The sequence below is a fragment of the Streptomyces sp. NPDC058534 genome (genome assembly GCF_042717365.1).
Taxonomy (GTDB): Bacteria; Actinomycetota; Actinomycetes; order Streptomycetales; family Streptomycetaceae; genus Streptomyces.
Map to the genome: position 1 here is coordinate 15,729 of NZ_JBHXNW010000011.1, position 20,319 is coordinate 36,047.

At 70.6% G+C, this 20,319-nt stretch carries 37 protein-coding genes; 5 read left to right on the plus strand and 32 right to left on the minus strand.

The features are described from left to right. The 12 genes from ACFWR9_RS08800 to ACFWR9_RS08855 form a co-directional block, all read right to left on the minus strand. Positions 1-381 (minus strand): hypothetical protein, encoded by a 381-nt coding sequence (locus ACFWR9_RS08800; protein WP_383837703.1) that lies wholly within the window; start codon positions 379-381, stop codon positions 1-3. Positions 382-404: 23 nt separating this feature from the next. Beyond that, a complete protein-coding gene (locus ACFWR9_RS08805; protein ID WP_383837706.1) occupies positions 405-1,463 on the minus strand; it encodes a hypothetical protein in 1,059 nt (352 codons plus the stop codon). 36 nt (positions 1,464-1,499) lie between these two features. Further along, the gene (locus ACFWR9_RS08810) at positions 1,500-1,769 is read right to left on the minus strand and encodes a hypothetical protein (RefSeq protein ID WP_383837709.1); all 270 of its coding nucleotides are present in this window, start codon (positions 1,767-1,769) and stop codon (positions 1,500-1,502) included. Positions 1,770-1,912: 143 nt separating this feature from the next. Continuing rightward, the gene (locus ACFWR9_RS08815) at positions 1,913-2,428 is read right to left on the minus strand and encodes a hypothetical protein (RefSeq protein ID WP_383837712.1); all 516 of its coding nucleotides are present in this window, start codon (positions 2,426-2,428) and stop codon (positions 1,913-1,915) included. A gap of 28 nt (positions 2,429-2,456) precedes the next feature. After that, a complete protein-coding gene (locus ACFWR9_RS08820; RefSeq protein WP_383837716.1) occupies positions 2,457-3,812 on the minus strand; it encodes a phage major capsid protein in 1,356 nt (451 codons plus the stop codon). Between the two features lie 11 nt (positions 3,813-3,823). Further along, positions 3,824-4,897: a head maturation protease, ClpP-related gene (locus ACFWR9_RS08825; RefSeq protein ID WP_383837719.1), complete on the minus strand. Its 1,074-nt coding sequence runs from the start codon at positions 4,895-4,897 to the stop codon at positions 3,824-3,826. Next, on the minus strand, positions 4,894-6,369 hold the full coding sequence (locus tag ACFWR9_RS08830; protein WP_383837722.1) for a phage portal protein: 1,476 nt from the start codon (positions 6,367-6,369) through the stop codon (positions 4,894-4,896). Before ACFWR9_RS08830 ends, ACFWR9_RS08825 begins: the two co-directional genes overlap by 4 nt. A 271-nt stretch (positions 6,370-6,640) precedes the next feature. Then, entirely contained in the window at positions 6,641-7,972 is a 1,332-nt protein-coding gene (locus ACFWR9_RS08835) for a phage terminase large subunit (RefSeq protein ID WP_383837725.1), read from the minus strand. Positions 7,973-8,012: 40 nt separating this feature from the next. Beyond that, positions 8,013-8,567, minus strand: a complete 555-nt coding sequence (locus ACFWR9_RS08840) for a hypothetical protein (protein ID WP_383837728.1) — start codon at positions 8,565-8,567, stop codon at positions 8,013-8,015. Positions 8,568-8,684: 117 nt separating this feature from the next. After that, positions 8,685-8,861: a hypothetical protein gene (locus ACFWR9_RS08845; protein ID WP_383837731.1), complete on the minus strand. Its 177-nt coding sequence runs from the start codon at positions 8,859-8,861 to the stop codon at positions 8,685-8,687. Between the two features lie 44 nt (positions 8,862-8,905). Further along, on the minus strand, positions 8,906-9,247 hold the full coding sequence (locus ACFWR9_RS08850; RefSeq protein ID WP_383837734.1) for a ParB/Srx family N-terminal domain-containing protein: 342 nt from the start codon (positions 9,245-9,247) through the stop codon (positions 8,906-8,908). A 97-nt stretch (positions 9,248-9,344) separates the two neighbouring features. After that, the gene (locus tag ACFWR9_RS08855) at positions 9,345-9,686 is read right to left on the minus strand and encodes a DUF6011 domain-containing protein (RefSeq protein WP_383837737.1); all 342 of its coding nucleotides are present in this window, start codon (positions 9,684-9,686) and stop codon (positions 9,345-9,347) included. Between the two features lie 107 nt (positions 9,687-9,793). Between ACFWR9_RS08855 and ACFWR9_RS08860 the strand changes: the two genes are divergently transcribed. Together ACFWR9_RS08860 and ACFWR9_RS08865 are read left to right on the plus strand one after the other, a co-directional pair. Continuing rightward, a complete protein-coding gene (locus ACFWR9_RS08860; RefSeq protein ID WP_383837740.1) occupies positions 9,794-9,976 on the plus strand; it encodes a hypothetical protein in 183 nt (60 codons plus the stop codon). Next, positions 9,973-10,281: a hypothetical protein gene (locus tag ACFWR9_RS08865; protein ID WP_383837743.1), complete on the plus strand. Its 309-nt coding sequence runs from the start codon at positions 9,973-9,975 to the stop codon at positions 10,279-10,281. The genes ACFWR9_RS08860 and ACFWR9_RS08865 overlap by 4 nt, the downstream gene beginning before the upstream one ends. A 66-nt stretch (positions 10,282-10,347) precedes the next feature. Here ACFWR9_RS08865 and ACFWR9_RS08870 read toward each other — a convergent pair whose 3' ends face one another. The 11 genes from ACFWR9_RS08870 to ACFWR9_RS08920 all read right to left on the minus strand — a co-directional run bounded on the left by ACFWR9_RS08870 (position 10,348) and on the right by ACFWR9_RS08920 (position 14,497). Continuing rightward, positions 10,348-10,899, minus strand: a complete 552-nt coding sequence (locus tag ACFWR9_RS08870; RefSeq protein ID WP_383837746.1) for a hypothetical protein — start codon at positions 10,897-10,899, stop codon at positions 10,348-10,350. Positions 10,900-11,076: 177 nt separating this feature from the next. Then, entirely contained in the window at positions 11,077-11,220 is a 144-nt protein-coding gene (locus ACFWR9_RS08875) for a hypothetical protein (protein WP_383837749.1), read from the minus strand. Positions 11,221-11,297: 77 nt separating this feature from the next. After that, positions 11,298-11,681: a hypothetical protein gene (locus ACFWR9_RS08880; RefSeq protein WP_383837752.1), complete on the minus strand. Its 384-nt coding sequence runs from the start codon at positions 11,679-11,681 to the stop codon at positions 11,298-11,300. Then, positions 11,681-12,187 (minus strand): hypothetical protein, encoded by a 507-nt coding sequence (locus tag ACFWR9_RS08885; RefSeq protein WP_383837754.1) that lies wholly within the window; start codon positions 12,185-12,187, stop codon positions 11,681-11,683. The genes ACFWR9_RS08880 and ACFWR9_RS08885 overlap by 1 nt, the downstream gene beginning before the upstream one ends. Positions 12,188-12,196: 9 nt before the next feature. Then, complete coding sequence (locus ACFWR9_RS08890) at positions 12,197-12,361, minus strand: hypothetical protein (RefSeq protein ID WP_383837757.1); 165 nt, start codon at positions 12,359-12,361, stop codon at positions 12,197-12,199. Continuing rightward, the gene (locus ACFWR9_RS08895; RefSeq protein WP_383837760.1) at positions 12,361-13,164 is read right to left on the minus strand and encodes a DUF2637 domain-containing protein; all 804 of its coding nucleotides are present in this window, start codon (positions 13,162-13,164) and stop codon (positions 12,361-12,363) included. Before ACFWR9_RS08895 ends, ACFWR9_RS08890 begins: the two co-directional genes overlap by 1 nt. A 22-nt stretch (positions 13,165-13,186) precedes the next feature. After that, complete coding sequence (locus ACFWR9_RS08900; RefSeq protein ID WP_383837763.1) at positions 13,187-13,327, minus strand: hypothetical protein; 141 nt, start codon at positions 13,325-13,327, stop codon at positions 13,187-13,189. Further along, positions 13,324-13,659 (minus strand): hypothetical protein, encoded by a 336-nt coding sequence (locus ACFWR9_RS08905; RefSeq protein ID WP_383837765.1) that lies wholly within the window; start codon positions 13,657-13,659, stop codon positions 13,324-13,326. The genes ACFWR9_RS08900 and ACFWR9_RS08905 overlap by 4 nt, the downstream gene beginning before the upstream one ends. A gap of 75 nt (positions 13,660-13,734) precedes the next feature. Next, complete coding sequence (locus ACFWR9_RS08910) at positions 13,735-13,944, minus strand: hypothetical protein (RefSeq protein ID WP_383837768.1); 210 nt, start codon at positions 13,942-13,944, stop codon at positions 13,735-13,737. Continuing rightward, on the minus strand, positions 13,944-14,078 hold the full coding sequence (locus ACFWR9_RS08915; RefSeq protein ID WP_383837771.1) for a hypothetical protein: 135 nt from the start codon (positions 14,076-14,078) through the stop codon (positions 13,944-13,946). The genes ACFWR9_RS08910 and ACFWR9_RS08915 overlap by 1 nt, the downstream gene beginning before the upstream one ends. After that, on the minus strand, positions 14,075-14,497 hold the full coding sequence (locus ACFWR9_RS08920) for a hypothetical protein (protein ID WP_383837774.1): 423 nt from the start codon (positions 14,495-14,497) through the stop codon (positions 14,075-14,077). The genes ACFWR9_RS08915 and ACFWR9_RS08920 overlap by 4 nt, the downstream gene beginning before the upstream one ends. A gap of 203 nt (positions 14,498-14,700) precedes the next feature. On the opposite strand from ACFWR9_RS08920, the gene ACFWR9_RS08925 reads away from it, so the two are divergent. The 3 genes from ACFWR9_RS08925 to ACFWR9_RS08935 all read left to right on the plus strand — a co-directional run bounded on the left by ACFWR9_RS08925 (position 14,701) and on the right by ACFWR9_RS08935 (position 15,721). Continuing rightward, positions 14,701-14,997 carry a hypothetical protein gene (locus ACFWR9_RS08925; RefSeq protein ID WP_383837777.1) on the plus strand — a complete coding sequence of 99 codons (297 nt, stop codon included), beginning with the start codon at positions 14,701-14,703 and terminating at the stop codon, positions 14,995-14,997. Then, the gene (locus ACFWR9_RS08930) at positions 14,990-15,406 is read left to right on the plus strand and encodes a DUF6221 family protein (protein WP_383837780.1); all 417 of its coding nucleotides are present in this window, start codon (positions 14,990-14,992) and stop codon (positions 15,404-15,406) included. The genes ACFWR9_RS08925 and ACFWR9_RS08930 overlap by 8 nt, the downstream gene beginning before the upstream one ends. Before the next feature lie 102 nt (positions 15,407-15,508). Then, positions 15,509-15,721, plus strand: coding sequence for a hypothetical protein (locus ACFWR9_RS08935; protein ID WP_383837782.1), 213 nt, complete (start codon positions 15,509-15,511; stop codon positions 15,719-15,721). Between the two features lie 281 nt (positions 15,722-16,002). Here ACFWR9_RS08935 and ACFWR9_RS08940 read toward each other — a convergent pair whose 3' ends face one another. The 9 genes from ACFWR9_RS08940 to ACFWR9_RS08980 form a co-directional block, all read right to left on the minus strand. Then, positions 16,003-16,341 carry a hypothetical protein gene (locus ACFWR9_RS08940; protein WP_383837785.1) on the minus strand — a complete coding sequence of 113 codons (339 nt, stop codon included), beginning with the start codon at positions 16,339-16,341 and terminating at the stop codon, positions 16,003-16,005. Positions 16,342-16,605: 264 nt separating this feature from the next. Further along, positions 16,606-16,863, minus strand: a complete 258-nt coding sequence (locus ACFWR9_RS08945) for a hypothetical protein (RefSeq protein ID WP_383837788.1) — start codon at positions 16,861-16,863, stop codon at positions 16,606-16,608. After that, positions 16,860-17,129 (minus strand): hypothetical protein, encoded by a 270-nt coding sequence (locus ACFWR9_RS08950; protein WP_383837791.1) that lies wholly within the window; start codon positions 17,127-17,129, stop codon positions 16,860-16,862. The genes ACFWR9_RS08945 and ACFWR9_RS08950 overlap by 4 nt, the downstream gene beginning before the upstream one ends. Before the next feature lie 50 nt (positions 17,130-17,179). After that, positions 17,180-17,437, minus strand: coding sequence for a hypothetical protein (locus ACFWR9_RS08955; protein WP_383837794.1), 258 nt, complete (start codon positions 17,435-17,437; stop codon positions 17,180-17,182). Next, complete coding sequence (locus ACFWR9_RS08960; RefSeq protein WP_383837797.1) at positions 17,434-17,790, minus strand: hypothetical protein; 357 nt, start codon at positions 17,788-17,790, stop codon at positions 17,434-17,436. Before ACFWR9_RS08960 ends, ACFWR9_RS08955 begins: the two co-directional genes overlap by 4 nt. Continuing rightward, entirely contained in the window at positions 17,783-18,694 is a 912-nt protein-coding gene (locus tag ACFWR9_RS08965; protein ID WP_383837800.1) for a hypothetical protein, read from the minus strand. Before ACFWR9_RS08965 ends, ACFWR9_RS08960 begins: the two co-directional genes overlap by 8 nt. A 77-nt stretch (positions 18,695-18,771) precedes the next feature. After that, a complete protein-coding gene (locus ACFWR9_RS08970) occupies positions 18,772-19,563 on the minus strand; it encodes a hypothetical protein (RefSeq protein WP_383837803.1) in 792 nt (263 codons plus the stop codon). Beyond that, on the minus strand, positions 19,560-19,841 hold the full coding sequence (locus tag ACFWR9_RS08975) for a hypothetical protein (RefSeq protein ID WP_383837806.1): 282 nt from the start codon (positions 19,839-19,841) through the stop codon (positions 19,560-19,562). Before ACFWR9_RS08975 ends, ACFWR9_RS08970 begins: the two co-directional genes overlap by 4 nt. Further along, a complete protein-coding gene (locus ACFWR9_RS08980; protein ID WP_383837809.1) occupies positions 19,838-20,284 on the minus strand; it encodes a hypothetical protein in 447 nt (148 codons plus the stop codon). Before ACFWR9_RS08980 ends, ACFWR9_RS08975 begins: the two co-directional genes overlap by 4 nt. Between the last annotated feature and the right edge of the window lie 35 nt (positions 20,285-20,319).

Genomic DNA, 20,319 nt, shown 5'->3' on the forward strand with positions numbered 1-20,319 from the left:
TCAGATCAGCCCCCTCGACCGGTAGCGGGCCAGAAGGTCGCGGGCGATCTGCGGTGCCTTCCGGTCCAGCAGGGGCTTGGTGCGCCGGAACGTGAAGTAGCCCGGGAACCTCGTGACGGGGCTGTTGCGGGAGCCGGTGCCCTCCAGCCACGGCCCGTAGATCATCCGCTGGTCGTGGATCTTGTACCTGCCGTCGCCCGTCCGGTCCACACTGATCTTCGACTGGTAGTAGCCCGTCGGGTGCCGCAGCACCTGCCGCAGCCGCTGATGCACCATCCGCTCGCCCTCGCGCGCGACCTGGTACTCCACGTCGTCCGCATAGTCGTGCAGAGCGCGCCCCGCCCGGCCCGTCGCCCACGGCCCGGACGCTGAGGAGTTCACACGCACATCGAACCCAGGCATCGCTACACCCCCCGGTGGCGGGCCTTGCGGCCGTACGCGTCGTAGACCTGCGTCCGCAGCGAGTCCAGCGACAGCACCTCGACCGACGTGCTCTTGGCACCGCTGCTGGCCTTACTGGTGCGGGCGTAACCGGCCTGCTCCTGAAGGACCCGGTTCATGGCGTTGGCGATGGTCAGGTCCTTGACGAGGCCCGGCGGCTCCCACCGGTACGCAGGCGCCGCGCTGGTGTGCGTGGCCGCAGTGGTGCCGAGGGCGCCGCGGGTGACGGTCAGGGTGCGGGCCGCGTAGATCGTGGCGCCGGCCGTGTGCGCAGCGAGCGTGCTGCCGTCCACCGCCCGCTCGACGACCAGGGTGTTCCCGGCGATGTCGGTGATGCGCATGCGCTCGCCGCCGATGAGGAGGGTCTCGTCGACCGCGAAGGCCGTGCCGCTGGCGACGCTCACGGTGGTGGCGTTCTTCTGTACGCCGAGATCCGCCGTGAGGGTCTGCCCCGTGGTGGCCATCGTGCGGCCGGTCACGAGGAGGCGCTCCGCGTCGAGGCGGAGGACGCTGCCGACGCCGACGGACGCCGAGGTGGCCGCGTCCACGGTGAGCGTGGTGGCCGTCGTGCTCGCGACCGCTCCGGCCAGGGCGCCGTCCGTGGCCTCGACGAGGGGGCAGCCAGCCCAGAGCCCGGTGATGGTGATGTCCTGCTGGTGGGTGTCTCCGCCGCCCCAGGCCGCGCTGGTGCTGAGGTTGGTCTCGATCCGGTTGTACGGCGGCCCGGCCTGCGGGTACAGGACCACGTCGGCCGGCGCGACAGCGAGGCCGCCGGAGACGATGGAGGTGAGAGAGATCAGCTCATGCTCGTCCAGCCACAGCCGCCACGACGGCCGGTACTGCGAGCCCGGCCAGTCGAACTTCCGCACGCCCTGCCACGGGTAGAACGTGCGGTGGCACAGGCCGTCGACGTCGCGGGATGCGGACCGCAGGGCGCGGTCGATCTGCCGTGCGCTGGCCGCCGACGGCTGCACGTCCAGGGCGCGCTGCACGTCCTCAACGGTCGCGTAGACGGGGTCCATCTCTCTCACCTCCTCTCGTGCACTCGTGTGGGCTGGTCAGGCGTCAGCGGAGCCGGTCTCCGACTCGGCGTCCGCCTGGCCGCCACCCGTCGAACGGGCAGAAGAGCTCCCCGTCCGGGCCCGCTTTGAGCGGCTCCCCGTCTTCCGGGCAGGCGACGGGGTCTCGGTCTCGTTCATCTCGGGCTTCGTCGACGGCTTCTCGGACGATGTCTCGCCACTGCTCCCAGCTGATGGCTGTTCACCGCCTTCCACCGGCACGGGCTCGCCCGCGACGCTCGGCCCGCCAAGGCGGGTGATCTTCGGCATGTGCTCCTCCTCGATGGGCACGCCCGCCTGGATCCCCAGCGCCAGCGCGGACCCCTGCTCCGCGTGACGCTCCGACCCGCAGTGAGGGCACCAGGGCACCCCCACCGCGAAGGCCGCCGAGCAGTCCAGGCAGACCCGCAAAGTCACAGCGACGCAGCCAGCGAGGCCGGTGCCCGGCCGACGAGCAGATCGCGGCGGAGGTAGAGGATCGCCCCCAGCTGCGCGTTCACGCCCACGTCCGCCACGTCCAGCGAGACGTGCGTGTAGCCGTCGGCGAGCTGCGCCGCCTCGACCTCGATCACGATCACCTGCTGCGACTCGGCCGACGTTCCGGCACCGCCCGGGTCGGCGATCGTCGCCGCCGCCGACTGCGCGATACGGGACCAGGTCTCGGTGCCCGCCAGCGTCGTGGCCGACTTGACGTAGTAGTGGTCGATGACCGCCAGGTTGCTGGTGGTGCCCGACGACGCCGCGGTGTGCTGCTTCAGCGTCAGCGTCGGGTCGTCACCGGCGGTGCCCGCACCCTTGAAGACGACGATCGTCAGACCGCCCGAGCCCTTCAGAGAGACGCGCTTGCCGGTGACGGCCGCGCTGGAGAGGTCGACCGGGGCCGCGCCGACGCAGACGTCGACGAGACGGCCGAGAGCTTCCATGGCCATGGCTGGTGTCCTTTCTGGCGCGCCCGGGTCAGGCGGCGAGCTTGACGATCGGGGAGAGGGTGGAGCCGCCGTTGGCGGGGGTGATCGCGGACTGGAGCCACGGCCGGCCGTCGACGCGCTCGATGATCCGGAACGCGATCTCGTCCGTCTCGAAGTACCGCTCCTCGGACTGCCGGGCCTGCATCGCCTGCCGGTCACCGATCAGGTAGAACCCGAAGTCGACCAGCGCCAAGTCACCGGCGGAGCCGAGCGCGGGGACCTTCTCCGTGATGACGACGGGCCGGCCGAGGATGTTCATCGGCAGGCTGTCGATGGCCTGGCCGTTGGTCAGCCACAGCGGCGGGGAGGCGATGCCATCGGTGCCGCGGGTCATGGCCAGGTTCGCGAGCTGCGGGATCGCCGACGGGGAGGCGAGCCACACGGCGCGGGAGAGGGACTGCGGGAGCATCCGCGCGTACATGTTGACGACGTCGGCGAACTGGATCTGCGACGACGTGGTCCGGGTGACGCTGATCGCGGCGGCGCCGTTGAGGACGCCGAGGGGCTTGCCGACGCCGTCGCCGGTGAGGAACGCGGTGTCCTCGAAGAAGGACAGGGCCTCGGGGAACATCTGGCCGATGAACGCGTCGAAGGAGACGAGGCTGTCCTGCATCAGCTCGGAGGGGACCTTGGCGAAGCCGGTGAGCTTGCGGGCCTCCAGGACGACGCGGGAGAACTTCGCGGACGACTCGGTGAGCTGTCCGGACTCCTCGGTCCAGTAGCCGACGATGCCGCCGTACACGCTGTTGGCGTTGCTGGTGGAGTCGATCGCCGGGAACGGCACCCGGAGCGTCTCCATCGGGATGACGCGGGCGCGAGGCCGGACGACCGAGGTCTCCAGGGAGACGCGCAGGAGTTCGGAGCGCAGCGTCTCGGGGATGAGGTAGCCGCCGTCGGAGGGGACGTCCGAGCTGTAGTTCTTCAGCGACGCCAGCTTCGTGGAGTCCTCGGGGGACAGCTCGTTGCGGCGGGCGATGCTGCGGAACAGCTCGCCGGCCGAGTTGTACTGGCCGTCGTACTTGGCGCCCTCGGCGTTCCGGTTGAACAGGCCGCGGCCCTGGACGGTAGCGTCGATGGCCGCGTAGGGGTCGGCCTTCTTGGTGGCCATGTCGGGCCGCTTGATGTCCTGGCCGTTGTCACGGAGGAAGTCGGCCAGGCCCTTCTGGATGCCCTCGTCGACGAGGCGCTGCACGTCGGTGCCCTCGCCCTGCTGCTTGTTGGCGTAGCCCTCGATGAACTCGGTCAGCGAGTCCTGGCTGGCCAGGATCTCCGCGCGAGCGGCGTCGTCGCCGAGCATCTCCTTCAGCTCGGTGCCGTTGCGCGGCGTGGTCAGGGTCTTTGCCACAGGTGCCTCCTTCAGGCTGCTTCCGTCGCCGCGCTGGACGACGCCGTGTTGCTCGTGAAGCGGGCCACGGCTGTGGCCCACGGGTCTGCTTGCGGCTGGGCGAGGCGCGCTACTGCGGCCGCCCACGGGTCCGCTGGCGGTTCGGGCTCGGCGTCTGGCCCGGCCGTGTCGGTGACGGTCGGCGTCTCCGGTACGGCCGGTGTCTCGGGGTCGGCGGCCGGCGGGTGTACGGCTGCGCGCAGTCGGGCGATGGCCTCTTCGTCGAGGAGGTCAGCGAGTGAGATCGTCAGCGTGGGCTGTACCTCGGGGTGCGACGCCGAGCCTCCAGGGGCGGGCGGGTTCTCGACGGGCTCGTCGGTGGCGCCGCGCGGGCCGGTGTAGCCGTAGGCGGCGAGGTCGAACTGCTGCCGCATCTCCGGCTCCGGTTCCTCCACCGGTGCCGGAACGCTCTTGCCCGACTTCGGGAACTCGACCGCCTCGTCGGCGAGACCGGCGTCGACCGCGTCCTCGGGGAGGTACCAGGATTCGGACCGCATGCGGGCACGCCAGTCATCGCGGGTGCCGCCCGCGCGCGCAGCATAGGCGTCCGCGATGTTGTCCGAGATGACGTCGAGGAGTTCGGCCATCTCCTCCATGTCGGCCGCGTTGCCCATGGCCAGACCGGACGCGTCGTGAATCATCATCATCGTGTTCGGGGCCATCTCGATGCGGTCCCCGGCCATCGCGATGACCGAGGCGATCGACGCCGCGATCCCGTCGACCTGGACCGTCACCGACGCGGGGTGAGAGCGCAGCGCGTTGGCGATAGCGATGCCCTCGAAGACACTGCCACCAGGGCTGTTGACGCGGACCCGCATGCGGGGCGCGGAGACCTGCCGAAGCTCGGCAATCAGCTCGTCCGCGGTAGAACCGAACCAGCCGCCGATCTCGTCGTACAGCATGACCTCGGCCTCGTCCGGGTCCGCGGCGTTGCTGATGCGGTACCAGGAGCGGGCCTCGACGTCGAGCCGGGCGCGCTGCTTCTCGGCCTGCTCGCGCTGGCTGGCCATGATCCCGGCCGCCTTGCCGGGCAGCGTGATGTTCATGAGCCCTCTCCCTTTCGCCCACGCTTGACCACGCGGCAGCGGCAGTCGTTGCCGTAGGCCACGCCCTCACAGCGGACGTAGCCCTCGCCGCCGGGGTAGTCCTTGTACGCCTGCGCCCGGTTCTTGTACGTGCGCCCGTCCTGCTCACGGCAGTTGTGGCAGGTGTCACCGTCGTCAGTGATCTTCACGACCCAGCGCTGCGCGTTCTCGAAGTCGTCGTTCAGCAGCCCGGACACCGCGTCATCCCACCCGGTCACCGGCGTGGGGGAAGCGGGTGCACCGGAGTACGGGATGTCCGGCAGGCCCACCGCCGAGAGAATCCCGGCCGGCTCCCAGCCCGCCGTGCGCAACGCCGCCGCAGCGTCCGCTCGGGCGGTCAGGGTCGTCGCCTCAGTCTCCGGGTCCGGGGGTACGGGGTCGCAGTAGTCGAACTCCAGGCCCGCGGCGGCCGCGCCGAACATGGGGAGCAGTTCGAAGTTGAGGGCGGCCTTGATGCGTTCCAGGCGGGGGATGGTCTGCTGCTCTGCGAACCACGCCTTCGCCGCGAGCGCGGACGCACGGTTGATGTCCTCGAAGTCCCCGATCGCGGTCTTCGAGATGCCGTAGGCCTCACGCACCCGGTCGGCGGTAGCGCCGCGCAGCTCGACGAACTGCATGTCGCGCTGGCTGATCGTGCGGTCGACCCACTTCGCGCCGTGCTCGGTGATCGCCACCCTGTGGGCGTTGTTGACGCCCTTGTGCTGCTCAGCCCACCGGTCCCGCATCTCGTTGAACTCGGTGTCGGAGAGCCGCGTGGGGACCTCGATGATCCCGCCCGGCTGCGCGCTGTTGAGGAAGAACGCGCGCGCCCACTCCGCCGCGTACCGGCTGGTGTCCAGGTCGGGCAGGATCGACAGCACCGGCGACAGCCCACGGTACGGGTCCCACGGGCACGGCCGGCGGAGCTGGATGACCTCGTCCAGGCCAAGGGGGATCTGCTCGCCGTCCGGGCTGGTGTAGACGTAGCCCTGAAGGAAGTTGTCCCGGTCGGGCACCGGAGCCATGCGGTCGGGCCGGACGGGCCACATCTCCAGCGGCATCTTCACGCCGGGCATCCGCGCGATGACCCACCAGGCTTCACCGGTGAGGTCGAAGTGCTGCTGCTGCGCCTCGACGAACTCCTGCCGCGGCATGAAACCGTTGGGCTTGCGCCACAGGTCGAGAGCCGCGTGGGCGGTGACCTCGGTCCGGTCTTCCTTCCGGCCGGACTTGGCCTTCCGCCACAGCTTCCACTCGACAAGCGCCGTCGCGTTGGACGTCCGGTCGATGATCGCGAACAAGGTGCCGGTCGCGGTCATGGCCCGTAGCTGGCCTTCGGTGCTGCGGTTGCTGCCGAAGACGCCGCGGCCGTAGGACTGCGCGCGGGAGGTGAAGGGGACTGGGGTGGCCGTGGCGGCGCGGTTGAGGATCGCGCCGAGGAGGGTTCTGGCCACCTACCCCTCCTTCGTGCCTATCGGCTGTCGCGCTTGCCTTCGTTGAACCGCCAGTTCAGGGCGAAGCACCCCACGCCAGCGGCTGCGAGGCCCGCCGTAAGGCTGAACGTCATGGCGGATCCCGACAACAGAATAGCCCCAGACGTGTCAAGCACAACCGGCATAGCCCTATTCAATCTCTGCGCCCATCTGCGCACAGATGCGTTCTCCATGTTCATGGTCTCCCAACCGGGTGTGCGGAGCGCTTGTAGGTATCCAACAACAACGGTGATCAGCTCAGCCAGCGGACGCCAGGCCGTCCACCGAGATCCCGCTCCGCGCACATATACCGAAGTGCGTCCATGGCGTGATCGTTCTGCTTCACCGGTTCCTCCTTGAGCCCGCCGGCGTGGCCGGGCTTCACGGCCCACACGTAGCCGGTGATCTCGTCGGCCGCGCCCATCGGCAGCGATGCCGCATGCAGCTCGGGGTCCCGCTCGACCAGCGCGCCACGACAGATGAAGAGGCGCGGCTTGCCATCCGGCTGCACCCGCAGCCGTGACTGCACCGCCTGGATCCCATCCGAGACGGACTTCTTCGCCGCGCTGGTCGACAAGCCCAGGTGCCGCTCCAGCGTGGCCCGGTCCTCCGCGTCGTGGTCCGAGATGATCGCGCGAGGTAGCTGCCCGCGCGGCTGACCCGAGGGGTAGTACAGAAGGGACTTGATCGTCTTGGCGTGGTCTTCGACGAGGCGCCGGGTGAAGTACACCTCGTGGGCCAGATAGAGCCTGCCGTCCCCGTCTTCCCACCAGTCCTGGTAGACGAACGGGGCAGTGAACCCGAAGTCGATTGCTCCCCAGCGCTGCCACGACGCCGTCATCTCCGGCCGGTCGACGAGGTGGACGGCCTCATCCCAGCCTTCGTAGACGAGCCCCTCAGCCGCCGCCCACACCCCTTCTCGGAAGCGGAGCCGGCGGACTCCCGTCAGGGCGTCGAGCTTCTTCATGTAGTCGACGCCGCGCGACGTGAGCGTTCCGTCGAGGTTGACGTAGATGGGGTTGTCCCGATGCCGGGAAAGGATCATCCGCATGGCGCCTTCGTCGCATCGCTGCTTGATCCAGTGCTTCGGATGGTCCGGATTGCAGGCCAAAATGATCTGGCGGTACGTGTCGGCGTCTCCCCTCAGACGCGTGATGAGCGTCTCCAGCGCACTGAGGGTGATCTGTGTGGCCTCGTCGACGTAGATCCGGGAGAACTCGGTGGACAGGAATTTCTCCGGCCGGTCGAGGCCGCCGACCACGATCTCCGAGCCGTTGGCGTACTGATATGCCGCAGGCTTCCGCGCTGAGCCGCCGAACCAGCGCACGACGCCGTGCGCGAGCGCGTCCCGGGCCACGTGCTGCTCGAACGTCACCAGGGTCGATCCGGTCAAGGACGCGTGCGTCTGGCGCACGATCAGCGACCGGCAGCCTGGCACCATGAGGCTGGTGAAGTGGGCCTTCTGAAGCATGGCCAACGATTTGCCCGTGCCAGCTGGGCCCGCGATCGTGATCTCCTGACCCTTAGCTGTGAGCAGCTCCCGCGCTCCGCCGCGCGGCTCGTATCTGATCACGGTGTCGGTCACTGCCAGTCCTTCAGATATGCGACGGCAGCCACCAGGGGCTTCACGCCAGGTCCGTCGGGTCCACGCCAACCACCTCATAGCGCACGGTGCCTGACACGGAGACCTGCGCCGGCTGCTTCAGTCCGTGCAGGTTCTGGTACTGGTCCCGGATCCTGAGCGCAGTCTGGATCGCCTGAAGGCGCGGGCCGTCGTCTTGGAGAGGCTGTCCGTCCGCGTCGCAGACAACCTTGCCGTGCGAGACGACGACGTGGTTGCGCTCGATAACCTCCCGCGCCAGGAGGTACAGGTCGTCCAGCTCGTCGGATTCGCTCTGGATCAGCTTGGTGACGGCGGGCCGGGCGACGTCGGCCTTCGCGGCGAGGATGCCGCGGCGGGCCTGGGACTTGTCGGCGTAGCCGAAGCGTTCGGCGAGTTCGCGGTAGGTGGTGCCGGGGTTTTCGGCGAGGTAGTCGGCGGCGGCTGCGTCGCGGCGGACGGTGGCCAGGCCGCGGACGAAGTTGCCGCGTGCGTTGCGGGGGCGGTCTACGGCGGACGTGGTGGTGGTGTCCGGCGGCGGGTCGGCGGCCGGAACGGGTGGCTCGTTACCGGTTGTCATGGTCTGATGGTAACGGTGGTGTGCTGCCGTGTGGTGGCGTGCGGGAGGGCCCGTTCCCTGGTGGCTGGGAGCGGGCCCTCTGGCGTGCGGCGGGTCAGGCGAGTGGTGGCGCGGTGGTCACCGGGTGCGGTTGTCGGCAGGGGCCGGGTAGTTCACGGCGCAGAGCTGACCGCGGCTTGCGTGGGTGCACTCGCCGGACAGGCAGCGGCGGGAGCGGTAGCGCAGGCAGCGGCCGGGGGCGTGGTCGCAGCGGCCGGTGCGGCACTCGGCGGGCAGGTACGGGTACTCGGTCATGTGACGCGCCCTTCGGTGGCGGTGGGTTGAGCTTATGGCGGAGGTCAAGCAGCGGGCCGGTACGGCCCCATAGTGCGCAGCGTCGGGTTGTACGGCCGGTCCTCCAGCTCGACCGGCAGGTCCGACCACACGAGGTGCGTCAGCCCCAGGTCCACGGCGGCGGCGACCCGGTGGTGCCCGTCGACGAGCCAGGGCTGGCCCTCGAACGTGCGGATCATGACGGGAAGGGCGATACCGTCCCGGCGGATGTCGTCGAGGAGGCCGGCGTAGTGCTCGGACGTGCGCTTGTAGGGCAGGACGTCGCGGACGGTGTAGCAGTCGGGGGTGTCGTCGCCGTCCGGGGTGAGCATGTCGAGGACGTCTGCGATGGGGATGATGCCGAGCATGGCGGTCTCCTAGGCGGCGAGTGCGTCGACGAGCAGCTGCACGCGGGCGACGGCGGGGCAGTCGACGGGGTAGAGCACGGTGACGGTGGCGACCGGCTCAGGCCGCGAGCAGCAGGCGGGCGGCGAGCTGGTGGTAGCAGCGGGCGCCCTTGAGGCCGGCCTTGCAGGTGCAGGCGGTGGGGGCGGTGCGGTAGGTCTCGGTGCCGTCGGTGGAGACGGCGATGAAGACGACGGAGCGGAGGGGGACGATGGCGCCGTCCTCGATGAGTTCGCGGGCGCTGGCGACCTGGTGGGGCTTGTAGGCGGCGAGGTCGACGGTGGCGCGGCGGATGTGGCGGGCGCAGGTGGGGCCGTAGCCGGCGGCCTGGCTCTTGGTGCTGGTGAGGGTGCGGCCGCAGCGGAGGCAGTTGGTGTGGTGGGTGGTGGCTGCGGCGTTCATCGTGGTCCCCCTCGTTCCTGGTGTACGTACACCGTAGCGCGGGGTGTACGTACACCGCAAGGGGTTCGGCACTACCGGTGTCCGTACACCCGCGATACCGTGGACCCATGCCGAACGCCCCCAAGACCAAGCACCGGTCCGTCCGCATCGAGGACGACGACTGGGCAGACCTCGCCACCCGGGCGCCGGGCGGCGACCGCGCTGCCGTCATCAAGGACCTGGTCCGCTGGTATCTGCGGCGCCCGGACGCCGAACTGCCGGCGCGCCCGGACGAGGAGCCCACGACATGAGCGCCGATCGCACCCAGCTCAACGGCGACCAGGTGCAGGCCTTCCATGGCGCGTTCGAGAAGCGCCACAACTACATCCGCGCCGAGGCCATTCACCTGCTCATCGACGGCGAGGACCGGGTGCCGCTCCCCGGGTGCCCAGAGTGCGGAGTCCCAGCGGGCAACGTCATGTGGAACGAGTACGAGACCGAGCTGACGGTGGACGTCGACCCGTGCGGCCACAGGTTCCTCGCGTCGCTGCCCATCGAGGTTGTGACCCGTGACGCCGCCGGACAGATCACATCCATCACGGACTGGCACCTGTAGATCTCGCGGCATGACGAAGGCCCCGCCCGGATCCGGTGCGGGGCCTCGCTGCACGGGCGCGGCGTGTCAGTAGCCGCGCTCCAGGATCTCCGTGATCTCCACCGAGAGCTTCCCGCTCGCCGGGACGCCACTGACCATGGTCTGCGTGAAGTTCAACGTCGTCTGATCCGTCAACTCGGCCGTCTCGATGACCGGCCCGTCCCCACCCCCGCGGATCTCGTAGGTGATCTCGAAGACGGCAGCGGGGTCCAGGCTGGCCGAGGCCCCGTTGTAGGCCAGCTTCGGCTCCACCGTCACGTTGCAGCCCGCAGAGCCGAAGCACTTCCGTCGCACGGTCCGCAGGTCGGCGGTGAAGTCTCCCGCGAGAGGCGTCACGTAGTCGGGCTCCGACTCCTCGACGGCGGGCTCGATTTCCTCCTCGGGCGGGGTGCTCGACGCGGTGGCCGTGGCGGCCGGCTTGTCGTCGTCCTGGTTCTGCACGACGACGACGCCGGTTCCGATGATCGCGGCGATGATGGCGACCGCGGACCCGATGATGATCAGGTTGGTGCGGGACTTCTTCGGGGCCGGCGCCGGGGGCGGCGGGAAGTCGGGCATGGGTGGCGGCGTGTGGGTCATGGGTCCCCCTGGTGGCGTGGGTGCTGGGTGCATGATGCGCGCATGTGTGGGAGGCGTGAAGGCGTCGTCACTGTTCTGTGACGTGACAGGCGGAAGCCCCGCCAGGACGAGGGGCCTGACGGGGCCTCGTTGCCGGGCGGTACCCGGCGCGCAGCCACCAGTGTGGCAGGCGGCCGGCTACTTCTTCGGTGTCTTCGGCATACCCGGGGTCGGCTTCTTCGCCGGCTTCACCCAGCCGCCGCGGGAGGAGCTGTAGGTGGTCTCGTGCCCGGCGAGCCGGGGGTCGTCCTTCGCGGGGGTCTTCTTCCAGCCGAGTGCCATGATGAGGCTCCTGTCTCGTGATCGGGATGGGACCGGGGCGGCCGGCTGTCTTGGCGGATGACGGCCGCCCCGGGGTTTCAGGCGTCCTGGTCGGCGTTGTGCACGACGTGGACGTGGGTGTGGTTGGGCCGGTCGGGCGGCGCGCTGGTGTAGATCCACATCCCCTTCTGAGTCTGAGAAGGGGTTGCGCTGAGTGGCGTGTGACCTGCGCATTCACGGCAGGAGGGGCGGTCCTCCCCCGGTGGGGGAGGGGCGGACGAATCGGACACGCGGCGGGTGACCGACCACCACGTGGCCACCGTCGACGCCACCACCACGCCGAGGATCCCGGCCGCGTCGGACCACGCGAACAGCACGCCGAATACGACGGCGATCAGCGCGACCATGACGACCGCACCGGCGATCGTGCTGCGCTGCTCGGGCTCGGCCGGCTCCTCGGCCGCCTGCTTCCGGCGCGCCATCACAGCGCCCCGTACAGGCCGTCGCCGAGCCAGTTCACGGCGATCGCGATCGGGGCCGCGGCGAACCCGGCGATACCCGCGCTGGTGCCGAGGCAGACGCCGCACCAGGCGCCGCGCTTCAGGTCCACGCCGTACCGGGTCTTCCGGGCGAGGACGATCATCACGGCGGTGAGGATGAGGACGATGCCGCCGCCGGCCTGCGTGAGCGGCAGGTAGATGGTGGCGCTGGCTCGTTGCCCGGCTTCACCGCCGATGCCCCAGACGAGGGCGACGTCACCGAGCCAGTTGGAGATCCACAGGGTGGTCTCGGCCATCCAGCCAATGAGGCCGCCCACGCCGAGGATGGCGAGGACGCCGTAGGACCAGGCGAGGAGGAAGGGCAGCAGGTCAGCGGCGTGCTGGGCGGGGCTGCTGCGGAGGGCTTTGCTGCCGGGCCACCAGTCGGCGAGGTGCCAGGCGAGGAGGAGGAGGCCGACGGTGACACCGCCGTAGGTCACGAAGTTCACGGCTGTCCTTCAGTGGATGACGACCGCGGCGACCGCGGCGAGGGTGCAGATGAAGAGGGCGGTGCAGCCGACGGGTGCGAGGTAGAGGCTGCGGCTGCGTGGGGGTGCGATGACGCAGAGGCCGGCGGCTGCGATGAGTGCGGCGAGCGGCCAGATGATCAGTCCCGGATGCATCAGGCGCTCCTTGGGAGCTGCGCCTGGATGCGCTGGGCGCGGCGCTGGCCGATGCGCAGGCCGTCTTGCAGCCGTCGCAGGGATGCGGGGCGTCCGGTCTCGGCGAGTGCGGCTGCGTTGAGCTTGCGGGCGTCTTCGAGGAGCTGCGCATCCGCATCCGGGGTGGTCATCTGGCGGACGACGGGTGCGGTTGCGGTCGGCTGCGGGTCGGGCTGCACGTCGGCTGCGTCCAGGGTGTGAGCTGCGGTGGATGCGGCTGCGTTCGGCTCCGGCTGCGCGGTCGGCTGCGGCGGGATCGCGGCTGCGGGTGCGGGGTGCGCAGTCGGTTCGGCGACTTCGACGGCCTGCTCGGCTGCACGCTCGAAGTCGTCGGCTGCGGGCGGCTGCACCGTGTCGGCTGCGGCCTGGATGCGGTGCAGCGCTTCGTGCACCTGCCGCATGAGTGCGCCGAATGCGATCAGGGCTGCGGATGGGGGGACGGCTGCGACGACGTACTCCATCGGCTGCGCGCCGTCGCCGACGCCGAAGACGTTGAGTGCGATGGAGCCGCCGGAGCCGACTGCGGCGAGTGCGTAGGCCCACCAGTCGACTGCGCCTCGGAGGGATGCACGGAGGACGAGGAGTTCCCCGGCGATGATGAAGAGGTCGACAGTCGCGGGCCAGGCCCAGGCGCGGGCGCCGTCGAGGCCGTTGGTGCTGGCGATGTCGTGGAGGTGTTCGTACGACAGCCAGAAGGCGGCGGCGGTGAGGGCGATGGTGACGAGGGCTGCGCCGGCGGCGAGTGCGGCGGTCGGGTTCTTCACGGTGGCTTCTCCACGGTGCGGGTCAGCGGCGGCGGCAGCGCCACGCGTAGACGGCGAGGGCGGTGGTCACGAGGAACGGGCCGGGCTGCGCCGTCATCAGCGAGACGACGGCGCAGACGGTGAACCCGTAGCGCGCGAGCGGGGTCCGGAAGTGGCGGCTCACCTGCCCGCGCACTCCAGACGCAGCAGCTCGACCATCAGCGGCCAATCCAGGTCGGTGCTTCCGCCGGCGCCGCGCTGCATCTCGGCGGCGGCCTCGTCCTCGGGGAGGACCGCGACGCTCATGCAGTACGCGTTGCGCTCGGCCTCGCTGGCTCCGGCCCAGGTGAGGTTGAAGGTGTTGCGGGTGTGCTGGTCGGGCTCGACGGCGGGTTCGGGCTGGGGCTGGTCGGCGATGGTGTCGACCGGGAGGCGGGCGGGCTCGTCGGTGGTGGCGCAGCCGGTGACGGTGGCCAGGCCGAGGGCGACGGCGGCGAGCAGGGTGCGGAGCTTCACGTGGGTGTCTCGTTTCCGTGTTCGGGTGGCCGCCCGCGCGGGGGGATGGGCGCGCGGACGGCCGGTCTCGGGTGGTCAGCGGCCGGAGCGGTACCAGCCGCCCTTTCGGTCAGCGGCCCTGTCGCGGTCCTCCCACGCCTGGCCCTGCCGTGCGGTCTTGGTGACGTTGCGGCGGTAGGACTCGCGGCGACGGCGGGCGGCACGGTCGCTGGCGGACTCGCGGCCGGCGTACCGGTCGGCGGCGCGCTGCTGGTCGTTGCCGAGGAGGCGATCGAGGAAGCCCATCAGCTGTGCCCCCGTCCACCGCAGTCGCCACAGGGCCGCCACACGCCGGTCTTGGTGCCGTCGTCGCGGGTGACGGTCTCGGTGGTGCCGCCGGAGCCGTTGCAGCCGGCGCATGCCGGGCCCTCGTAGCTCACGTGGTCACCGCCGAGCGGACCAGGGTCATGTGGAGGAGGGCGACAGCGGCGGGCTGCCCGGTTGCCTCGGCTCGCGCGACCAGTCGTGCGACCGGGGCGTCGAGCACGGCGAGGACGGCGCGGGCGGTGTCGGGCAGTCGGTCGTCGGACGCCGTGCAGGAGATCCCGAGCATCCGGGCGAAGGTGTCGCCGCGGCGCAGGCGGTAGGCGTCGACGCGGTTGTAGCGGTCATCGGCGATCGGCACGTTCCAGCCGATGGGGAGGCGGCGGCGGTCGATCTGGGAGAGGTAGTCCTCGGCGGCGGACTGGATGACGCGGCGCCGGTGGGGGGTGGTGTGGGCGAGGGCGGTGAGGGCGTGGCGGGTCTGCCGCTGCTGCGCCGGGCTGGGCTGGGGGTGGGGCTGGTGGATACGATCCACGTCAGGGCCTGCCTTTTCGTGATGGTTGAGGTGGGCCTGGCCCCGACCGGCAGTGTGAAGGCTCCGGTCGGGGCCGTTGTGCATCGGAGGGACCGAGCGCGGCTCCCCCTTGCCTCAGCACGTTAGACCCTAGGGTCTAGGCAGTGCAAGACCCTAGGGTCTAGAGTCGGGTTGTCGCGCTCCACGGCACGGAGGGAGCGTCAGTGAGCGAGCAGGTCGAGGAGGTGCGTCGACTCTTGGAAGCCATCAAGCGCCTGGAGCAGATGCAGGACGACGAGGCGTGCGCCAAGGCGGTCACGCAGGTACTCGATACCTGGCCGGATCACCATGCGCGCCTGCGTGAGCTGCGTCAGGCGAGGGTCCAGCGGATGAAGGACTCGGGTATGACGTGGCAGCAGATCGGCGCGGTGCTGGGTGTGCATCCGACGCGGGCGCAGCAGATCGCGAAGGGGCTGCGGGGAACGAAGCGGCCGGCGAAGAAGGAGCCTGCGGATGGATGATCTGGTGCAGTGGCTGCACGCGCAGATCAACGAGGACGAGCGGATCGCGCGGGAGGCGGGCGGAGCCGCGTGGGAGGAACTCCCGGTCAGCGGCTGGGTGCACACGTCGGCCCTGCCGGATACCGAGTGGCAGCCGCCAGGCTACGACCATCACGTGGCGTCCGCTCCGCTGCCCGTAGACCGGGCGCACATCGTCGCGCATGATCCGGCGCGGGTGCTGCGCGAGATCGACACCAAGCGGAAGACCGTCGCCCTCTGCGAGCCGCCGCTCCTCGATGTGACCGGCCCCGGCGACGCCGAGAAGTCGTTCGTGCCAGGCGAGGGGCCGCCCTGGGGGCTGGACGTCCTCAAGCTGCTCGCCCTGCCCTACGCGGACCGGCCCGGCTACCAGGAGTCGTGGCGGCCGTAGCTGGCGCGCACCGAAGCCCCCGTCCTCCAGCGAGGCGGGGGCTTCGCCGTCTCCGGGCTACCCCAGCGTGCGCCCGCCCGAGCCCGGGGCGAGGCTGGGGCCATGAGCCTGCCACCGGTGATCGTGTACCCGCCTGCCGAGGACGGCGGCCGGCGTGTCCGGATCTGTGACCGGTTCGTCGGCCTGGCCTACGGGGCCACGGACATTGCAGCGTTCGCTCAGGAGGCGGGGTTGCAGGGCTGGGACGACATGGACGTGGTCCGGTCCGAGTTGATCGAGTGGCGCGGGGGCGGGCCGGACGTCTGGACGCACTGACGGGCGGGGCGTACGGTCGTGGGGCATCACAGAGGGGGGCACCCTCGACGGCCCGCCGCACCCACTGGGGACGGCGGGCCTCGTGCTGTTCAGGGCGGTCCGGGCGGGCTCCCGTATCCCACCGGCGCCGGTCGTGACCCGGCCTTCCGGACCGCCGCGCTGAGGCGGGCCGCCGGGGGTCGTAGCACCGCGCGATGGGACTTACGCCGCGAAGGGCTCCCCACCAGGCGCCTGTGCCAGAGCAGCAGCGGCCCGCCACAGTCAGGATGGCACGGCTGGGCCTACTTGCCGATGCTGATCTTGTCGTTGTCGAGGAGCGCGGCGTGCGTGGCCGCCGTGATGATCAACAGGACCATCAGGAAGCCGGGCACGGGACTGGTGCTGTCGGGGTCCGGGCTGATCGCGATCGCGGCGGAGAACACGGCGATCTCCCCGACGATGTAGACGCCGGCCAGCCAGGGCTTGACGACGCCCTTGACCGCGGCGACGACGAAGGGGACGGCAGCGGCGAGTCCGAGGGTGAGGGCGGGGACGAGCGTCCAGATGACCTTGGCCAGGGTCGAGGCGTACATGCGGGGGCGGGCGGGGGTGAGGGGCGCGTTGATGTAGGGGCTGGCCATGGATGTCTCCCGTTGTGTTGGTGGCGTGGAGGAAGTGTGCTGCCGTGGTGGTGAGTTGTCAGGTGGTTCGACCGGAATGACTCTCGCGAGTGACGTCGACCGCGTTCCTTCGCGCTGCTCGCACCATGGCGCGTCGGGTCTTCCGGTTCGGTCGGGGGTCGGGTGCGTCGTCGTCGACGAGCTGCTCGACGCGAACGAGGTGGGTCTGCCAGGTGACGCCCGGGGCGGGCTGGTGCTCGCCCCGGGGTGTCGACGACGGGCCGGTCATGCTGCGCTCCGTGGCTGTGGGTCGGTGTCGAGGAGGACCGCGTCGCTGGCGGCCGCGTGGTCGAGGCGGGCGTTCTGGGTCTGCCGTCGGGCTGCTGCGCCGCGGGCTGAGGCTGCGCCCCACAGCAGGAACGCGGCGCCGACGAGGCCGGGGATCGCGTACCAGGGGTGCCAGGTGAGGGAGTAGCCGGCGCTGGCGGCGGAGAGGAACGCGCCGGCCTGGCAGGCGCGGGCGGTCCGCTGAGCCGGGGTCACGGCGCGGTGCCGTTGATCGCACGGGCCACGGCGAGCGCCGGACGGATGTGCTGGCACGGCAGTTGCTCACAGCACGGCTCACAGATGACGAGGCTGGTGCCGTGGATTCGCCCGGTGTGGAGGGTGTCGGCGGCGTGGGTGAGCCAGTCGGCGAGGGCGGGCGCGACGTCGGCGGGGAGGCGGACGGTCACCGCGTGGACGGCGGCGGCCGGGGAGGAGGGGCGCAGTGCGTCGGCGGCGGTGCGGAGTTCGTCGGCGGGGCTCATGGTGGTGCCTTTCGGGTGGGGCCCCGGCCGCAGCGGGCCGGGGCGGGTGGTTATGCGGCTTCGTCGTAGCGGGTTCGGTTGCGGGCGTAGCGGCGTGCGAGACGACCTGTGCGGGCCCAGGAGGGGCGCGGGTGCCGTCGGGTGCGTGTGAGGCGCTGTACGGCGTCCACGGAGGCGCGGACGGCCGCGTACATGGCGATCGTGGCGACGGCCAGGACGAGGGCGAGGACGGCGGCTCCGATGAGGAACCAGACGCCGCCAGCGATGACGAGGGTCCAGAGCGCGTCGAGGGCTTCGGCGAGGATCACGGCTGCGCCCCGTCCTGCCGAGGGCACGCGCTGATGCTGCCGTTGATGGGCCAGCCGTACTTCCCAGTCGGACGTGCGTCCTCCGGTTCGTCGACGTCGGCGGGCCGGTGGTCGTCGATGACCTTCCGGAGCCAGCCGGGCATCTCGCAGGACGGTGGCCACAGTTCGGCGGAGTCGTGCCACTGAACGGCGATGTCGACGCGGGTGATGTCGCGGCGTAGCCCGTAGGTGAGGTGGACTCCGATGGGCTGGCGGGTACGGCCGGCACTGTTGGTGAGGGCGGGTGCGTCGGTCAGGTCGATGCGGATTTCGTGGCGGATTTCGTGGACTGCGGTGGTCGGCTGGTCAGGCATGCGGCTGCGCCTCGTCCTGCCGCGCCCCGGCGGCGGGCTCCGGGTCGGCTTCCACGACGGTGGACGTCTCGTCCCAGCGGACGATGCGGAGCCGGGCGTCCGGGAAGCGGCGGCGGAAGGAGTCGCGGCGCTCGCGGGCTTCGTCGAGGGTCTGCCGCTTGTAGGTGACGCCGACCCACATGTCCGTCTCCCACGCCTCGATGGAGAAGTCGGTGACGGTCGGCCACGGCGTCTCGGTGGCTGCCGTCTCGTCGGCCACACGGCGCAGCTCGGCCTCGGCTCGGTCGCCCCGCTGCTGCCAGGCGTACCGTTCCTCGGCCATCTCCTGACGCTGGGCGAGCAGTCGCGGGGAGACCTCACGCTCGCTCTCCAGCTCGGCGCGCGCCTTGAGGGCGGCCTGCCTCCACCGGTCGATCACCTCGGCGGCATCCCGGGGCTCCAGGTAGTCGCCGCATCCGCAGGTCTGGCAGACGTCCTCGAAGTGCCGCTCGCTGGGGTGCCCGCAGATGCAGACGGGCTCGGCGGCCGTGTCGGTGTCGTGGTTGGTGGTCGCGGGCAGCAGCGGCTCCCACGTCTCCCGCATCGCCTGCGCGCACTCCACCAGGAACTGCCGCACAGCGGGCTCGTCCGCCTCTGTAACAGCGATCTCCTGCGAGCAGTTGAAGCCCTTGCGCTGGATCACGAAGAACAGCAGCAGCGTGTGACGGTTCCCCGACCGCTGCCAGTCCCAGCGGAAAAGCAGGTTCATGTCGCGGTCGCCGGTGACGAACACGGTCTCCTCGGCGAACTGCTGCCAGGAGTCCCAGCGGCCGTGCTGCCCGGCTTTGAAGTAGTTGCCCTCGGCGCAGTAGTACGGGTGGTCGTAGTCCCAGAGGTGACGGGCGGCGGTGGTGGGTTGGGTCATGGTGTGGCTCCTGGTCGTGTGGGAAGGTCGGAGGTACCGGCCGCCCGTGGCATCAACACGGGCGGCCGGCCTGGCGTTCATGCGGCCAGCTCGGAGAAGCAGCCGCAGCCGCCTTCGTCGAAGAGGTCGAGCTGGTCGGGCTGCTCCTCGATGCGAGTCCGGAGCGCGGCCAGCGTGAGCGGCTTCGTGTCACCGCCGGTACGGTCACGGAGGATCGACACGTCCTTGCCGAGCAGCGCCCGCATCCGCTTCTCCGCGGCCTCAGCGCGCGCATACCGCTCGGGGAAGACCTTCAGCAGCCGCGCCCACTGCGCCTGGCCACCCTTCACGCAGGCCCCGCCGCAGTTGTTGTGCGCGAACCCGAGGTCGTACAAGCGGGGCATCGGCAGGCCGCCCGTCCGCGCTTCGGCGAGGAGCTGGCCCTTGTCGTAGAACGGCGGCGCGGTCAGCGGGTACTCAACGCGGTACGGCGCCCACCCGGCACGGTTGGCTGGGATGCGGTGCGGCTCGGTCCAGTCGAGGCCCACGTACAGGATCGTGTCGGCCGGGTCCGTGTTGGCGGCGAGCCAGTCCTTGCAGGGCCTCAGCTTCAGTTCCATCGAGCACTGCGCGATGCGGGTGTTGCCGAGCCACCGTTTGTCCTCGAACACCTGCCACGGGTCGCGCTCCTGCGGGTCGGCGACGCGGGTGATCGGGAGCCCGAGCCGGGCGCCGGCCGCATCGTTGAAGGCGTACAGGCTCTCGTCTTCGGCGTTGGTGTCGGCGAAGAGCAGGACAGTGCTGGCCGTGCCATGTTCGGCGATGACGTGGCGGGCGGTCGCCCATGACGTGATCCCTCCGGACCACATGACTACGTGCGCGCCGGTCACCGCTGCGCCTCCCTGTCGGGCCCGGCGAGGTCCTGGCGCAGTACGGCCGCCCGCTCAGGGTCCAGCTCCAGCCAGTACGGCTCACCGCCCGGACCGGACAGCAGCACGATCACGCTGTCGTCGTCGCCCCAGAGGACGTCGTTCAGCCCCCAGCGCAACGGGGTCGGGTCGACGGCGTCGGCGACGGACGCGGTGGGGGTACACATGGCGGCGATCTCGTCGGGTCCGAAGCCGTCACGGCGGAGGCTGGCGGCCATCTCGTTCTGCCGGCCGGTCACCGCTGCGCCTCGCCGTCCGTCTGCTCCCACTCGGCCCCAGCCTCGTTGATCGCGTCACCGATGCCCTCGACGAGCAGGGTGCGCATCTCCTCGTGCATGCCGGGCTCGAACGCGAAATGGATCCGGGCGATCGGCCGGCCCGCGTTGAGGGTGATCGTGTGCTCGGTGGACGGCTGGAGGTTGTCGGCGGCGAGGTTCACGGCCCACTTCGAGGTGTCGGCCGCGCCACGGATCAGGGCGTGGATGGAGCGCGACGGCGCGTCCAACTCGGGCACGTCGAGGGCCTCGCGCCAGGTGAGTCCGTCGGTGTCGCGACGGCTTTCGACGTGGGCGTCGAGCATTGCGGCATAGGCCTGCTCGGGGCTCGTGCTCGGTCCGTGTGCGGAGAGCTGGCGGGCGGCTTCGGCGCGGAGGTCGTCGTCGGTGTACGGGTGGTGGGTCATGTTTGCTCCTGTGGTGGTCGTGTTGGGTGGTGGCG